This is a genomic window from Paraeggerthella hominis (assembly GCF_021044775.1).
GTDB classification, from domain to species: domain Bacteria; phylum Actinomycetota; class Coriobacteriia; order Coriobacteriales; family Eggerthellaceae; genus Paraeggerthella; species Paraeggerthella hominis.
This window is the reverse complement of sequence record NZ_JAJNOQ010000006.1, coordinates 117404-133772: the sequence shown is the minus strand read 5'-3', so window position 1 is coordinate 133772 and position 16369 is coordinate 117404. Positions and strand designations below refer to the sequence as shown.

13 protein-coding genes are annotated in these 16369 nt (G+C 62.3%); 3 read left to right on the top strand and 10 right to left on the bottom strand.

The window, feature by feature from the left end; all coding sequences use genetic code 11:
* Positions 1–29: 29 nt before the first annotated feature.
* From LQE90_RS08185 to nhaA, 3 genes are all read right to left on the bottom strand, one after another.
* Complete coding sequence (locus LQE90_RS08185) at positions 30–995, bottom strand: ribose-phosphate diphosphokinase (protein ID WP_216529391.1); 966 nt, start codon at positions 993–995, stop codon at positions 30–32.
* Between the two features lie 305 nt (positions 996–1300).
* Positions 1301–2680, bottom strand: a complete 1380-nt coding sequence (glmU, locus tag LQE90_RS08180; RefSeq protein ID WP_216529390.1) for a bifunctional UDP-N-acetylglucosamine diphosphorylase/glucosamine-1-phosphate N-acetyltransferase GlmU — start codon at positions 2678–2680, stop codon at positions 1301–1303.
* Positions 2681–2703: 23 nt separating this feature from the next.
* Positions 2704–4503, bottom strand: a complete 1800-nt coding sequence (gene nhaA, locus LQE90_RS08175) for a Na+/H+ antiporter NhaA (RefSeq protein WP_216529389.1) — start codon at positions 4501–4503, stop codon at positions 2704–2706.
* Positions 4504–4836: 333 nt separating this feature from the next.
* On the opposite strand from nhaA, the gene hpf reads away from it, so the two are divergent.
* Both hpf and LQE90_RS08165 read left to right on the top strand, forming a co-directional pair.
* Complete coding sequence (hpf, locus tag LQE90_RS08170; RefSeq protein ID WP_114567379.1) at positions 4837–5412, top strand: ribosome hibernation-promoting factor, HPF/YfiA family; 576 nt, start codon at positions 4837–4839, stop codon at positions 5410–5412.
* A 5-nt stretch (positions 5413–5417) separates the two neighbouring features.
* Positions 5418–5636 (top strand): acyl carrier protein, encoded by a 219-nt coding sequence (locus tag LQE90_RS08165; protein WP_114567380.1) that lies wholly within the window; start codon positions 5418–5420, stop codon positions 5634–5636.
* 88 nt (positions 5637–5724) lie between these two features.
* On the opposite strand, the gene LQE90_RS08160 is transcribed toward LQE90_RS08165, so the two are convergent.
* The 4 genes from LQE90_RS08160 to LQE90_RS08145 form a co-directional block, all read right to left on the bottom strand.
* Positions 5725–6246, bottom strand: coding sequence for a hypothetical protein (locus LQE90_RS08160; RefSeq protein WP_216529388.1), 522 nt, complete (start codon positions 6244–6246; stop codon positions 5725–5727).
* 643 nt (positions 6247–6889) lie between these two features.
* A complete protein-coding gene (locus LQE90_RS08155) occupies positions 6890–8230 on the bottom strand; it encodes a bifunctional folylpolyglutamate synthase/dihydrofolate synthase (protein WP_216529387.1) in 1341 nt (446 codons plus the stop codon).
* Between the two features lie 99 nt (positions 8231–8329).
* Positions 8330–9814, bottom strand: a complete 1485-nt coding sequence (gene gltA / locus LQE90_RS08150) for an NADPH-dependent glutamate synthase (RefSeq protein WP_216529386.1) — start codon at positions 9812–9814, stop codon at positions 8330–8332.
* A gap of 1 nt (position 9815) precedes the next feature.
* Positions 9816–10700: a sulfide/dihydroorotate dehydrogenase-like FAD/NAD-binding protein gene (locus LQE90_RS08145; RefSeq protein ID WP_216529385.1), complete on the bottom strand. Its 885-nt coding sequence runs from the start codon at positions 10698–10700 to the stop codon at positions 9816–9818.
* Between the two features lie 316 nt (positions 10701–11016).
* On the opposite strand from LQE90_RS08145, the gene LQE90_RS08140 reads away from it, so the two are divergent.
* Positions 11017–11940 carry a magnesium transporter CorA family protein gene (locus tag LQE90_RS08140; protein WP_225749771.1) on the top strand — a complete coding sequence of 308 codons (924 nt, stop codon included), beginning with the start codon at positions 11017–11019 and terminating at the stop codon, positions 11938–11940.
* 84 nt (positions 11941–12024) lie between these two features.
* On the opposite strand, the gene LQE90_RS08135 is transcribed toward LQE90_RS08140, so the two are convergent.
* The 3 genes from LQE90_RS08135 to LQE90_RS08125 form a co-directional block, all read right to left on the bottom strand.
* Complete coding sequence (locus LQE90_RS08135; RefSeq protein WP_114567385.1) at positions 12025–12597, bottom strand: uracil-DNA glycosylase; 573 nt, start codon at positions 12595–12597, stop codon at positions 12025–12027.
* 12 nt (positions 12598–12609) lie between these two features.
* Entirely contained in the window at positions 12610–14001 is a 1392-nt protein-coding gene (gene alr, locus LQE90_RS08130) for an alanine racemase (protein WP_114567386.1), read from the bottom strand.
* 614 nt (positions 14002–14615) lie between these two features.
* Positions 14616–16214, bottom strand: a complete 1599-nt coding sequence (locus tag LQE90_RS08125) for a LuxR C-terminal-related transcriptional regulator (protein WP_216529384.1) — start codon at positions 16212–16214, stop codon at positions 14616–14618.
* Positions 16215–16369 lie beyond the last annotated feature (155 nt).

Here is a 16369-nt window from a genome sequence, read left to right as displayed (position 1 = left end):
TGCGCCGTTCGCAGAACAGCGTAACCTCTCTACTCGAACAGCGACGCCACCGAGCCGTTGCTGTACACGTTGTTGATAGTCTCGGCGAACAGCGAAGCCAAGGACAGCACCTTGATCTTGCCCGTCTGGCGCTCCAGCGGCACGGGCACCGCGTTCGTAACCACAACTTCCTCGATGACGGAGTTCGCGATACGATCGTACGCCGGGCCGCTGAACAGGCCGTGCGTTGCGCAGGCGTACACCTTCGCCGCGCCCTTCGCCTTGAGGGTGGCCGCTGCAGCAACCAAGGATCCCGCGGTGTCGATCATGTCGTCGTTCAGGATGCAGATCTTGTCCTTCACGTCGCCGATCAGCGCCGTGATCTCGGCCTGGTTGTGCTTCGGACGGTCCTTGTGCATGATGGCGATGTCGCAGCCCAGCATGGTGGAGAACTTCTTGGCGGCTTTCGCGCGGCCCACGTCGGGAGACACCACGCACAGGTCCTCGGGGTTGAATCCCATGGACTTGTAATAGTCCACGAAGATGGGCATGGCCGTCATGTGGTTCACCGGAAGGTCGAAGAAGCCCTGGATGGCGTCCTGGTGCAGATCCACGGTGATCACGTTGTCCACGCCCGCCGCAGCCAGCAGATCGGCGACCAGCTTGGCGGTGATGGGCTCGCGCGGAGCGGCCTTGCGGTCCTGACGCGCGTAACCGTAATGCGAGACCACGGCAGACACGGAGCGAGCGGAGGCGCGCTTGGCGGCATCGGTCATGATAAGCAGCTCCATCAGGGCGTCGTTCACATCGTAGCCGTCGGCGCCGCACACCGACTGAATCAGAAACACGTCGGCGCCGCGCACGCTCTCTTGATAGCGCGCGTAAATCTCGCCGTTTGCGAACTTCTCAAGCTTGACGTTGCCCAGCGAGACGTTCAGGTCCTTCGCGATCTCGTCGGCGAGCCCGGGGTTAACCGACCCCGAGAACAGGGCCATGCTCTTCTGCACTTCCGTCATGTACGCGCTCCTTTGCGTCACCTCATGGGCCGCCGCGCTGCGCGACCGTCACCCCTTATCCCGTTCCTTCCATTGTATCCGCAGGTGGCTCGGTCGCACAGGGGGAACGCCCGCTTCTTCGCAGATTGATCGCAAGAGAATTTCCATGCGCGGCGTCGCAACCCCTCCTCTGACCGGCGCGCCGCAGAGCATTGTCGCCCGAAACGTACGGAATCCCCGCAAAAACCGTACGTTTCGGGCGACAATGCGTATATGAAAAACGGGGCGATCTCTCGCCCCGTCGCAGTTTCCGTTTTTCCGCGTTCCTACGCTTCCGCTTGCCTTGCGCGCTTCTTGGCGGCCCAACCGGGAATCTCGCGCTGCTCGGGTCGCGTCAACGCCAAAGCGTCGGCCGCCACGTCCTTGGCAATGCACGATCCCGCACCGATGATCGCGCCCGCGCCGATGGTGACCGGCGCCACCATCATGGTATCGCTGCCCACGAACGCACCGTCGCCGATAACCGTCGGCCACTTCTTCTTGCCGTCGTAGTTGCAGGTGATCGAGCCCGCGCCGATGTTCACGTCTTCGCCGATGGTCGTGTCGCCGATGTAGGACAGATGCGGGACCTTCGACCCCTTGCCCACCGTGGACTTCTTGATCTCCACGTGCGTGCCGGCTTTCGCGCCTTCGCACAGATGGGCGGCAGGGCGCAGGTACGCGCGCGGACCAGCCGTCGCGCCGTCGTCCAGGCGCGCTTCCACGGCCACGGTCTCGTCAACCGTGCAGCCGCAGCCCACCACCGTGTCGGTCAGGCGGGAATTCGGCCCGACCACGCTGTCTTCGCCTATGCGCGTGGACCCCATCAAAAACGTCTGGGGCAGCAGCTCGACATCCTGCTCGATAACCACGTCCGGCCCGATCCACACCTGGTCGGGATCGGTCATGGTCACGCCATTCGCCATGTGACCAGCGTTGATGCGACGCTGCAGCAGCTTCGTGGCCTCAGCCAGCTGCGCACGAGAGTTCACGCCCAGGCACTCGGAAGCGTCATCGCACGGCAGCGCCAGCACCGGACGGCCAGCACGGCGGCAAATCTCCAGCACGTCGGTCAAATAGAACTCGCCCTGGGCATTGTCGTTGCCAACCTGAGCCAGCGCGTCGAACAAAGCACGCGCGTCAAAGCAGTAGAACCCGGAGTTGCATTCGCGCAAAGCCGCCTCTTCGGGCGTTGCGTCCTTCTGCTCCACGATGCGCGCCACCGAGCCCCGCTCGTCGCGCACGATGCGCCCGTACCCGAACGGATCGTCCAGCTCCATGGTCAGCACCACCACGGCAGCGTTATCGCGCTCGCGCGCCTCGACCAGCTGCGCAATCGTTCGGGACGTGATAAGCGGGCAGTCGCCCGACAGCACCACCAGCGAGCCGTCGAAGTCGGCAAGCGCGTCCGCGCACACCAGAACCGCGCCCGCCGTGCCGTTCTGCTCGCTTTGCACAACCGCCTGCGTATCGCCCTCGATCAGCGGAATCACCTGCTCGCGAGCATGCCCCACCACGGAAACCACGCGGTCCACGCCAGCTTCGCGGGCCGCGTCCACCACCCAGCGAACCAGCGGTTTTCCCAGCACCTCGTGGGCAACCTTGGGCTTCTTGGACTTCATGCGGGTGCCCGCACCCGCAGCTAGAACGATAGCAGCTGCTTCCATGTCATTCCTTCGCAACGTGGCTTCTATTCTTTCCCGGACATACCGGTAACGTCATCTTCCTCGCGACGCAACGCGCGCTGTCGAGCCGCCTCGCCGCCTTCGCGCACCAAGGCTTCCTCCACGCTTACCAGCGGAGGCTTATCCTGGTTCTCGTGCAAATCCTCCTGCACCTGCTCCAGCAGATCTTCCTTGCCCTCCTCGCGCAGCACGCGCGCCACCTCCTCGCGCAGCGCCTCGCGAACGTCCCCGATGGAGCCGCCGCCCAAAAGACCGGTCGGGCCCAGATCGACCACGATCTCGAACATGTGGCCCCGCGAATGAGCAGCCGCGAACTCCTCCTTCATCTGAGGGTTCTCGATGTCCCGCAGCATTTCCTCGTACTCGCGCGCCGCATCGCGGTCGGCCGTCTGCAGGTTCTCGTCGTCCTCGCGAGCCGTGGACAGGTAAGCCACGCCGCGCTTATGGGCGCGCTTCGCCTGCAAAAGCAGGAACAGAAAGCCGATGATGCCCGCCAGAAGCGACGCCGCCAGAATTCCCAGCTTCGCCGTAGCCACCAGGACCTCGTCGTCGAACGCCAGGTTAGCAACGAAAATAGCCATCGTGAAGCCAACGCCGCCCAGGATGCTCGCGCCCAGCATGTGCCCCCAGTTCACGTTCTCGGGAAGCGACGCCAGCTTGCTCTTCACAATGGCGAAGCTCATCACCATGATGCCAAGCGGCTTGCCCACCAGCAAACCAAGCAGAACGCCGTACAGGACAGGGTCGGTCAGCATGGCCCCAACGTCCACGCCGGTAAAGCTGACATCGGCGTTCGTCAGCGCGAACAGCGGCAGAATGGCGAAATACACCCACGGGTACAGCTTGTGCTCCAAACGCGTCGCGGGGGGCACCACCTGACGTGCCACGCGGCTCAGCGACGAAACCGTCTCGATGTACTTGCCCTGCGCGATAACCGGCGTCTCGGGCTGGAATGCCTCGTGCGCTTGCCGCACCTTGGTGCCCGACCAGTCGGTGAAGCTCTTCAGGTCAACGCGCGAGCCCGACGGGATGGCGAAGGCCAGCAGCACGCCAGCGATGGTGGAGTGCACGCCCGACATGAACACGCAGTACCACAGCACAGCGCCCACCAGCAAATACGGGACAAGCGAATAAATATGGCTGCGGTTCATCAAAACCAGCACCACCAGCACCGCCGCGGCGGCCCCCAGCCAGAACAGCGAAGGACTCTGGCCGTAGAAGATGGCGATGACCAGGATGGCCATGATGTCGTCGGCCACGGCAAGCGTGCTCAGGAACACGCGAACGCCGCTAGGAACGCGATTGCCCAGCAAGGCCAGGATGCCCAGAGCGAACGCGATGTCGGTTGCGGTGGGAACGCCCCAGCCGTGAGCCGTTTCAGGATTCGTCGCGTTGAACAGCAGGTAGATGCCAACCGGCACGATCACGCCGCCGAGCGCCGCCATAATAGGCAGCAGAGCTTGGCGGATGTTCGTCAGCTCGCCCACCGTCAACTCGTACTTGACCTCCAAACCCACCAGCAAGAAGAAGATGGCCATGAAGATGTCGTTGATGATGTGCGCCATGGACATGCCGGCGAACGCATCCCCGAAGAAAAAGCCCACTTCCGTGTGCCAAAAATGGATAAAGGCATCGTACGCGCCCGTATTCGCAACAACAAGCGCAACCACAGCCGCCAGCAGCATTGCGCCCGCAGCCTTCGTAGACGAATGAGTGAACTGGATGAGCTTCCAATATCGAGCCTGATGGCCCTGAACCTCCGAAATGAAAATACGCTGAGTGCCTTCTTGGTTCGTATCAGTCATAATTGCCTTAGCGCATGCCCGCGACCCTTCCGGGGCGCCTCTCTTGCCTGTCATCGCGGGAGCCGGGCACGCGGCGCTCCCCTAAAACACCCTCGTATTATCCATCATCGCCCGGCACTTCCTTGTATCCACGCTACGTTTTTAAACCGATTTCATAACATGGTGCAAAATAGCCCTCCAAAACAAAGGGTTTTGCGCTATGCTATTCCTATCAGTTCGACGAAAGGAGTCGGCTTGCAATGCGACGAAAAAAGCTTCTTTTTGCCCGCATGACCAGGCCAGGCGCTTGATCGAGCTGTTTTTTTATTCGCCACGAGGTAAGAGGTGATTGCTATGAGCATTACCGTCACCGGACGCAAAATGCCTGTAACCGATGCACTGCGTCAGTACGCCGAAGAAAAGATCGGCAATTCCATGAAGGTCATGGACATCGATCCTCTCGTAGCCGAAATCGTTCTGTTCGTCGAGAAGAACCCCGCCAACCCTCGCCCCGCCGTCTGCGAAGTGACGCTGCGCACGAAGGGCCACATCATTCGCGTTGAAGAAAGCGAAGAAGACATGTACGCGGCCATCGACGTCGCCGCCGCCAAGGTGGTACGTCAGCTGCGCAAATACAAGACGAAGGTCATCGACCGCAAACTGCGCGCCGAAGACGAGACCATCCGCATCCAGCCCGCCGCTGCTGGAGAGCTCGACGTTGATGGCCTCATGCAAGAGCTTGCCGGCGACGAGGTTGTTCGCGTGAAGGAAATGGAATTCGCACCGCTGACCGAAGAAGAGGCGCTGGTTCAGATCGACCTTCTGGGCCACGACTTCTACGCCTACACCGACCGCGACAGCGGCCTGGTCAACGTACTGTATCGCCGTGACGGCGGCGGCTACGGCCTGCTCAAGCAAAAGGAGGATTAAGCTTCATGCCCACTATCGACACCATCAAGGAAGTGCTGCAGGAGAACCTGGACATCGATCCCGCCAACGTGACGGAAGAGTCCACGTTCGACTCCTTGGGCATCGATTCGCTCGACATGGTAGAGCTCATCTGCGACCTCGAAGAGAAGTGCGAAGTCGACTTCGGAGAGCCTGAAGGCCTGAACTCCGTAGGCGACCTGGTGCAGTACGTAGATTCGCTGTAACGCTTCGCCATCCATGAAAAAGGACCCCTCGGGGGTCCTTTTTCATGCGTCGAAAAGATTAACGCCAGCTAGCCCTGTGCAAAACAACCTACCTGCCGCCAAAAGACCGCGCCGTGAACACCAGAGACAGGTAACCTGCCGCTGCTCCGCCGAAAGCGCACGCGCAGCCCTTGAGCGCCATCATGGTCGCCGCGGAGATAGGCGCAGAAAGAGCGGATGCGGCGACAATGCCCAGCAACCCCATGAAAGTTCCCGCGACGACGGCTATAACCAGCATCGCCACACCATAACTGCGCGGAACGACACCCGCAACACCCCCGAACGTCTCAGGCGAGACGAATGCGCCGGCCCGCATATCCCTCTTGGTGAGAGGCACTGCGCATGCGAACAGAATCGCACCCAAAATGAGGCCCGTGATAGCAAGATCGGCCACGATACCAACGAAATCGAACTGCACGGTCATATCGCCGCTGTGCATGAACCAGAATATGACAGCGTTCAACACACCGTTAACGGCGCCAAAACCGATAAGGCATTTACGTAGGGCATAGGATGAGAACTTTACCGTATTTCCGGATATGGAGTTCCCTTCCGTCACATTCACGGCCATGGATGGTTCCTTCCATCGGGGATTTATTGGTGAGGAATTATAGCAACAAGCCTAGGTAGTCTCCGATGAGCTATTTCCGTTGATACGGTAATTTACTGCTCCAAATCTCAGATAATCTCATTTCTGCAGAGGCTGCGAAGAGGTCCTTGACTCTAAACGGACGCACGTTGGATAGGCCATTCGGCTGCGTCGGCAAAAAATCACGGCCGAAGCCCGTTTCCAGATGCGAAGTCGCCCTCAAGTTAGTATCGAAGAGGCGCCGTCCCGGCAAAGGCAGGACTTGCGCGCGAAAAAACGCGTTCGCTGGCAGGTTTTGACGGTTTGAGGTCGTCGGAGTTTGCGAATCGGGCGCACCCGAAAGCGCGACGAAGCAGGTCAACGCTGTGACCAGCGGAAACAAAACGAGGGTCGCACAGCGGCAAGCGCGGCGTTCGGCTCGACGACCCCTAAACGTCAAAACCTGCCAGCGAGGGGGACTTTTCGCGCGCAAGCCCTTCGCGAAAGTAGCAGCCCGCGGCCCGAGTCGCGACAGCAGGCCGACGCGAACCGAACGACGGCAGCAGGCTGCGGGTCGAGTCGCAGCAGCAGCCCGTGGACCGAGTCGCAGCAGCAGGCCGCGGCCCGAGTCACGGGCGCGCAGGCGCTACCAGCCCGCTCGACGCATGGCAGCCCGAAGCGCGGCGATGCTGTACAAGCTGCCGAACGCGCACACCAACCCGTCGGAACCGGCCAGTTCGCAAGCCTTGGCCACCGCGTCGTCGAAATCGCGCGCTTCGTAGGGATTCACGCACGCAGAGCATCCGAGCAGATCTTGCCCCGTCCATCGAATGGCGCGCGCCAGCTTCGCCGCCGAAAGGGCGCGGGGGTTCGGGGGCGCAACGGCCACGAACGCGCTGCCCAGCGGCAAAACTGCTTCCAACATGGTGGGGTAATCCTTGTCCTCCAACACTCCGATCACGAACACGGCCTTGCGATCAGGGAACACGTCGCGCAAGGAATCCGCGAGCGCCTGCGCGCCTTGGGCGTTGTGCCCGCCGTCTATCACAAACGCCGGTCGGTCGTCCCGACTTGGCAGCACTTCGAAACGACCCGGCCACTGCGCCTGCGCGACGCCCGCGCGCAACGCCTCGTCCGAAATATCCCACCCGCGCAAGCGCAACGCGAACGCGGCCTCAAGGGCAAGCGCCGCGTTCATCGGCTGATACCGGCCAAGAAGCTGCGTTTCGTACGATTCGCCGCAATAGGAGAACGGCCGAACATGCACCTCCCCCGCTTCCGTAACGCGATGCTCGACCGGTCGCACGTCCAAACAAGAAACATCGGGATTCACCAGCGCATCGCCGCAATCCGCCGCAACGCGCTCGATCACGGCCATGGCCTCGGCCTCTTGCGGCCACGACACGACGGTCGAACCCGCTTTCACGATGCCGGCTTTCTCGCCGGCGATCGCGGCAAGCGTGTTGCCCAGCAAAGCCGTATGATCCAGGCCGATGCGCGTGATGACCGCAACTTCAGGGGCATCTATGACGTTCGTGGAATCAAGGCGACCCCCCAACCCCACTTCAAGCACGGCGATCTGGCATCCGCTGCGCGCGAAATGCTCGATGGCAACAGCGGTCATCAGTTCGAACTCGGTGGGATGATCGCCCGTATCGGCGGCCATCGCTTCGGCGTGGTCTTTGACCTCCAGCGTTACCGCCGCAAGGTCTTCCAAGGAAATGGAACGTCCGTCCACGCGAATCCGCTCCTCGAACGTCTCGATAAACGGGCTGGTGAACAGCCCCGTGCGCAATCCGGCGGCGCGCAGTATGGAAGACAGGAACGCGCTTGTCGACCCCTTCCCGTTCGTGCCCGCCACGTGAACGAACCGCATGCGATCCTGCGGGCGGCCCAAACGGTCCAGCAACTCGCGAATGCGGTCGAGCCCCAGGCGGGACGCTTGCCAGTGCGGCTCGTTGATGTAGGCGATAGGGTCGAATTCCATGATCAGCTCCTCTGCAAAACGAAAGCGAGCGCTTCGCACGAAACGCTCGCCCCCAAGATAGCACAACACCCCGCAAGCAGCACGACGGCCGGACAGCCGCTACTGCTGCGACAAATACTCCGCGATACCCGCAGCTGCGCGCTTCCCGGCGCCCATGGCCAAGATCACCGTAGCCGCGCCGATCACCGCATCGCCGCCCGCGAACACGCCGCGGCGCGACGTTGCGCACGTGCGCTTGTCGGCAACGATAAGGCTGCGAGGCGTAACCTCCAAGCCGGGCGTCGTCTTGGCGATAAGCGGGTTCGTCTTGGATCCCACGGCCATGACCAGCATGTCGATGTCGATCACGAACTCGCTGCCCGCAACCTCCTCGGGACGACGGCGCCCGCTTGCATCGGGCTCGCCCAACTGCATGCGCACGCACTCCAAGCCGGTCACCCAGCCGTCCTCGCTCCCGATCGCCCGCTTCGGGTTCGTCAGCATTTGGAAGCGGATGCCCTCCTGCTCGGCATGGTGCACTTCCTCCGCACGCGCGGGCATCTCGTCGCGGCTGCGCCGATACACCACGGTGACGTCCGCGCCCAAGCGCTTCGCCGTGCGCGCCGCATCCATGGCAACGTTGCCGCCGCCCACCACGACGCAGCGCTTTCCCGCATACACCGGCGTATCGTACGCAGGGAACTGGTACGCCTTCATGAGGTTCACGCGCGTCAGCAGCTCGCTTGCCACCATGACGCCGTTGAGCCCTTCGCCCTCGATTCCCAAGTAAGCAGGCAGGCCAGCGCCCGTTCCCACGAACACGGCGTCGAATCCGCGTTCGTTCAAAAGCTCGTCGATGTCGTAGAGCTTGCCCACCAACGTGTTCAGCTCGAACGAGACGCCGCTGTCTCCCAGCTTGGAAACCTCGCGCTCAACCAGGTCTTTCGGCAAGCGAAACTCGGGGATGCCGTACGTCAGCACGCCGCCCAGCTTGTGCAGCGCCTCAAGCACCGTCACGTCGCAGCCGAGCTTAGCCAGCTCGCCAGCGCACGTGAGCGACGCCGGGCCGGACCCCACCACGGCCACGCGCTTGCCCGAAAGGTCAACATGGGGCACAACGGCGGTTTCGCCATCCGCATCCACAACGGGAGCGGCGGCTTCCTCGGCGCGCTGCTGGGCAATCGCGGCGGCGGCCTCCTGCGGATGCTCGAACGCCCAGTCGGACGTGAAGCGCTCCAAGCGACCGATGCCGACCGGCTCGCCGTTCTTGCCGCGCGTGCACACGCCCTCGCACTGCGTTTCCTGCGGGCACACGCGCCCGCACACCGCCGGCAGAGCGCTCGCGCTCTTCACGATGACGTACGCCCGAGCGAAATTCCCCAAGGCAACCTGCTCGATGAAATCGGGGATAGGGACGCCCACCGGGCAACCGTGCACGCAGGGACGCGTCGGGCACTGAATGCAGCGACGCGCTTCTAGCATGGCCTCTTCGGCGGAATACCCGCGCGCGACCTCGTCAAACGTTTTGGCACGCTCGACGGGATCCAGCTCGGGCATGGGAACCATCGTCTTCTGCCTGTTCACTTCGTAGCTGGTCCGCGCCATGTTAGGCCCCCTTCCGGTCGCCATGCGCAGACGCGCACCCGCAATTGCGGCCTTCGGAGGCTATTCGACCCGCCGCCGCATCCCGCGCCGCCGATTCGAACGAGCGGTACATCACCCCGCGACGCATCGCGTCGTCGAAGTCGACCAGATGCCCATCGAAATCGGGACCGTCCACGCACGCATGCAGATATTCGTCGCCCACCTTCACGCGACAGCCTCCGCACATGCCCGTACCGTCGATCATCAGGGGGTTCATGGAAACCAGGGTTTTGATGCCGTAAGGCTTCGTGGTGGCCGCCACGAACTTCATCATGATGACCGGGCCCACGGCAAGCACCAGGTCGTAGTTCGCGCCCTCGTCGATGCGCTGCTGAAGCGCCTGCGTGACCAAGCCCTTGTTGCCGTTCGATCCGTCGTCGGTCATGATGATCTGACGCGTGGAGCTGGCGTTGATCTCGTCTTCGAACAAAACGAGGTCGGCGTTACGGAATCCCGTGATCACATCCACTTCGCAACCTTGCTCATACAGCCACTTGGCCTGGGGATACGCAATAGCGGTTCCCAAACCGCCACCGATCACGCACGCGCGGCGCGCACCGGCAAGCTCGGTCGGGTTCCCCAGCGGGCCCACGAAGTCCAGCAGGGAATCGCCCGCCTTCATGTTCGCTAGGCGCATCGTCGTTGCCCCAACCGCCTGAAACACGATCGTGACGGTGCCCGCCTGCGCATCGCAATCGTTCATGGTCAAGGGGATGCGCTCGCCGCGCTCGTCAATGCGCAGCATAATGAACTGACCCGGCTTGATTTTCTTCGCAATCTCGGGAGCCCGCACAACCATGCGGGTGACTTCGGGGTTCAACGCCTCAACTCGTTCGATGGGATACACTCGCCCTCACCCTTCTCGTCTCGTCTCAGAACAAAAACAGCACCGGGTATCGGTGCCGATTCGAACTTGATAAGGCCGCCAGTATAGCAAACGGGGTTTAGGGGTATTGTTTCGGACGTGTTTCCACACGGCCAAAGGTATCCGACGCGCGCGGATGAGCGCCCTTCCGCAAAGCCCCTCGCGCGAGCGGTCGCAACGGCCCGCCAACGGCGCCGGCAACGGCAACGAACCGTTGACGGACCGTATGCCCGTCCAGGCCGCATGGTAGGCTCGAAACGTGGAGCCGTCCGAATGTTCGCACCCCAAGGAGGAGCCCGTGGCACGCATCTACGCCCTCGACAACCGCATGACGCCCGTCTCTTCCCTGCAGGATCTCGCGCACGGCCGGCCCGTCGCCATAGCGGCAGCGCCCCCGGAGCTCGACAGCCTAACCGCGCCGAGCGAAGAGGGGAAGCAAGCGCTTCGTTTGCTCGCTTCGGCCGAAAACACGTATCTCGACGTATTTCCCTCGTGCTTGGTCGGGTCGTTCGCCGTCCCCGACAAAGCGCGCATCCTTGACGACCCCACCTGCTTCACGTTCTATCTCGACAGGGACCGACTGGTTTTCCTGGACGAAAGCGGTACGTGCGAGCGGTTGCTGAGCGCCATTGCCGAACAAGGCGTACTGAAGCAGCCCACAACGGCTCACTGCCTGTTCGAGTGCATGAAGCTGCTCATAAAAGGAGACCTTGCGTTTCTGGCAGATTTGGAAGACCAGATGGAGGACGTCGAGGAGGCCATCATCGACCGCGGCATGGACGCAAGCAATCGCCGCATGCTGCTGTTCCGCCGCAAGCTACTGCGCATCGACACGTACTATCAGCAGCTGGTGGACATGACCAGCAGCCTTGCCGAAAACGAGAACAAGATGCTCGCGCGCGAAGAAACGCGCCTGTTCCTTTCGCTGCAAAAGCAGGTGGAGCGCCTGCTCAAACGCTCGCTCACGCTCAAGGAGTACAGCCTGCAGCTGCGCGAGCTGTACCAAGCGCAGATAGACATACAGCAGAACAACACCATGAAGTTCTTCGCCGTGGTCACCACGCTCTTTGCCCCGCTTACGCTGCTGACCAGCTGGTTCGGCATGAACTTCGCGCACATGCCCGGCATAGACTGGTCGTGGGGTTACCAGGCGGTCATCGCGCTGTCCATCGTCATCATCTTGGTGGAGCTCGCGATTTTCAAACGGAAGAAATGGCTGTAGAAACGCCCGTCCCCCGGCGAAGGGCATCTTCGCCAGGGGACGGGGCTGCATGATGCAACGGATAGCGCACGGCGTGCGCCGACGCTATTCGGCGTCGGCCGCGCGCAAAAGCTCGCCCAAAGTGGTGAAATCGTTTTCCAACGCCTCGCGCTTGCTGCCGTCGTACAGCGCTGCGGCCGGGTGGAAGATGGGAAACACCTTGAACTTGCCCGCGCGCTGCAGCGTGCCGTGCAAGCGCGTGATGCCGATGTCGGTTTTCAAGATGAACTTCGTGGAGAAATTGCCCAGCGTCACGATGAAATCCGGATCGATGGTGCGCGTCTGCTCGCGCAGATACGAAGCGCACAGCTCTATTTCCTCAGGCCGCGGATTGCGGTTTCCCGGAGGGCGGCACTTCAGCACGTTGGCGATGAACACGTCTTCGCGCGTGAGGCCCGCCACCGCCAAAAGCTCGTTGAGGTACTTGCCCGCCGCGCCGACGAACGGCTCCCCTTGCAGGTCCTCGTTCTTACCGGGCGCCTCCCCGATGATCAGCACGCGCGCCTCGGGGTTCCCCACCCCGAACACGGTTTGCGTGCGGCCGTCGGCCAACGGGCACTTCCGGCACGCTTCCACCTGCGCGCGAATATCGTCCAAAGGGATGTGCGGTTTGGTCATGCGGTCCCCCGTCTACACGTAATACCTGGGCATACGATGGCTGAACCCGATGGCAACCTCGTAGTTGATGGTCCCCAGGGTGTTCGCCATGTCGTCGATGGTCACAACGGAATCGCCTTCACGGCCCACCAACAGCACTTCGTCGCCGATTTGCGGGTCAAGCTTGAGCCGGTTCGCATACGTGCGCATGTCCACTTCGAACATGCACTGGTCCATGCAAATGTTGCCCACCTGACGGCAGCGCTGCCCCTTCAAGATAACGTCGGTCCTGCCGGAAAGCCCGCGGCGCAAGCCGTCGGCGTACCCGATGGGCAGCGTGCATATCTTCACGCTGCCGGGGCTGCGGTAGTTCATTCCGTAGCTCACGCCCTCGCTCATGGGCACCGTGCGCACATCGGAGATGCGCGCGTGCACGCTCATGACCGGCTTCAGGTCGATCAGCGGACGCGTCACCGACGAGGGATGCAGGCCGTACAGGCCCACGCCCAGGCGCACCATGTCGAAATGCACGTCGGGATACCGAATGGCGGCCGCCGTGTTGGCCGCATGCACGATGCCGGGATTGAAGCCCGCCACGTTCAGCGCGGTGACGGCCTCAATGAAGCGCTTGACCTGGATCTGGAAATCCAGCGTTTCGGCGGAATCCGCCGTGGCGAAGTGCGTGAACGTGCCCACCAAATCCAGCGCCCGATGGAAGCTCACCTGCCCCATGAACTCGACCACTTCGTCGTGACGGACGCCGATGCGGTTCATGCCGGTGTTCACCGCCAAATGGTAGGGCGCCTTCATGCCGTATGCATCGGCCGTTTCCGCATACTGGATAGCGAACTCGGGCGTGTACACGCTTGGCATGACCTTGTACGCAAGCAGCAGCGGAATAGCGGAAAGCGGCGGCTGGGACAACACCAGAATAGGGGCGTTCACCAGGGCTTCGCGCAGCTCGATCGCCTCGTCCACGGTAGCAACGCCCAGGTAGTCCACCCCGGAATTGAGCGCGGTTTTGGCGCACTTCACCGCACCGTGTCCGTACGCGTCGGCCTTGACCACGGCCATCACGCGCACGCCGGCTCCCACTCGCTGCTTGATCATGGTGGCGTTGTAGCGAATCGCGTTGAGGTCGATCTCGGTCCAGGCCCATCGACGATCGGTGGTGGGGATCAGGCGCAGTTTATCGGGATCGAACTGCGCCGGCTCGTCATCGGGGCGAGCATGGTCGCGCGCGTACTGGAACGCGCCTTCCGCGCCGCTGTTGAACGCCGCCGAGGTCGCTTCGTACGCGCTTTGCCCGCCCGACGACCCCGCGCCGCGCGCGTTCGCGTTGATGGCCGAACGCGCCGATTCGAAGCCGAGCGGCTTGCGATTCGCGAAGCCGGTGAATCCGTTGGGAAGCTCTTGTGCCGTCATGCTGCATGCCTTTCAGTCGATCGGGCACCAGTATAGCACTGCAATGTTCGACCGGCCCGGGGACCGCCGCGAGCGCAACACCCCGACGTTAGTGGTACGTGCCGCACAGCCGTCTTCCGGCCTTGCGCGCAGGCGGAATCCGAACGCAAGGGCTGCCGTTCGCGCGGGGCGCCGTTCGCACGAGCGACCCTCCCCCTCCCGAGCGCAGCCATCCCGGAAGCGCTTCTCTGCAGAGTTGCATACAGGGTTACATGCGAGGTTGCGCACGAAAAACCGCTGTCGCTGGCAGGTTCTGACGGTTTGAGGTCGTCTGACCCGGCGGCACGAGCGTCATCGAAAGCGCGATGCGGAAACCCGACTTCCTGATCAGGCAAAACGAAAACCGGGCCGAACGACGGCGAAGCCGAGGCCCGGCATGACGACCTCAAACCGTCAGAACCTGCCAGCAAACGGGATTTTTCGTGCGCAAGCGGCATGCCGCGCCCGCGGCGGCGCGTGCGGGGGGCGTCTCGCGGGCGGGGACCTTCGCACGGCACCGCCCGCGGCACCCGCGCGACGCCAGGGGCCTCCGCCCGCGGCACCACGCGCGCCGCCCGCGCGACGCGCGAGAAGCCCTACCCGTCCAGCTCGTGCAGCATGTCCAAAAGCTCCTGACGCTTGTGGATGTCCAGCTTCGTGTAAATGTGCTTGGCGTGGGTGCGCACCGTGTTCTCGCTGATGACCAGGCGTTCGGCAATAGTCGCCATGCTGTTTCCGCGCGCGATAAGCTCGGTCACCTCGGTCTCGCGCATGGACAGGCCGTAGCGCTCCTGCAGCTGCAAGCACTGCTTCGACGTGCGGTCCCGTATGGCACCCGCATCTTCGGAGGCCGAAGGACGATTGCGACGCTTCTTGGATGACGCGCCCTTGCGCGACGACGGATCGGCGTCCTGGGTAGGTCCATCGACACCGGCGATCGCCTTGCGGGCAGCGCGCCCCGACGCCTGGGAAATGCCCAGAGGCAGGAACTCGATAGGATCCGCCGTCACGGTCCCCTTAGAAGCAATCGACTTGAACAGCGTGCCCGTTGCCGCAAGCAGGGTAAGACCCAGCACGTAGCTTGACGCCATCGCCACGATGAACAGCCACTCGCGCCCGTCCACGGACACGAAATCGCTCACCCAGCCTAGCAAGAATCCCACGCTTTGCATAATGTAGGCAACACCGCCAAAGAACCCGTAAATGAACACGGGGTTGATACCGCGGTCGCGCGAAACCTGCGCGCACTGCATCATCATAAGCATCTGAACAAGCGAGAACACCATATACGTAAAGCCCGCGAACAGGTTCAGGTATATCGGACCCAAAAACGGCAGCAGCAAAAACCCCGTGATAATAACGGGATACACCACGCGAAACACCGACGTAAGGCCGAAGCGAAAGCTCATGCGATACCACAGCACCAACAGCACCGCCGCCGAGACGAACGAGCCCAGCATGGACGCGCTGTTCACCACCGCGGCAATCTCTTCGTGCAGAAGCGCAATGCCGCGAATGACGCCGCTGGCTAAAGCAAGCGATCCTACGCACAGGGCGCTTCGCCAATAATCGGATATGGCCTGACGGTACACGCGCGGGTGCTGACGCGGAACGTCCTCGAACATCGGCTGGTCAACGCGCATCTCGCGCACCGAAAGGGCAATGCACAAACCGCACAGCGGAACGAACACGAGCGGAATCAAAAAGGCCGTTAACGCAATAGGAACCAAATACAGTGCGAAATAGATGAACGGGGCTATGGCCGTGCCCGCGATCAAGCGCAAGTTGCCCCGCTCCGCCGGCAACGACGCGAAATAACGCTGCCACAACATGAACATGCCCGCACAGCCGACGCCCAGCAAAACGCCGCCGCCGGCCACCAGCACAAGGGTGGCCACGGTAGCGTACATGGCGCCGATGAGGCACGCCGAGCCGCCAAACACCAAAAGCGCGCTCAAAGAAACCAGCATGCGACGGGCGCCGCCGGGAACGTAATAGGAACCGAACATGCTGGCAACGAAGGCTCCGCCGAACGCCAAAGCCTGCGCAAGGAAAAAGGTCAGCGTGACTTCTGCCGTTTGAAACTCAAGCGGCAGAAACGGAAAGACGCCTCCCCAAATAGACGTCGCGTTCACCGTCAAAAAGCACGCATAGCCCCAACTGGACACGTGCGTCCGCGCCGTCGATTGCGTCATGTAGCTGCCACCCCCTCCGGTACCATACTGCAAAGCATGGTAGCATACGAGCGTCGTCTCGCAAGAAGGCACCTTGGCGATTTTTGCGGTATGGTTATATCGCGACCTGGGGTTTTACCCTTAAATCACATGACGAGTGTGATTCTTCTTCCGCC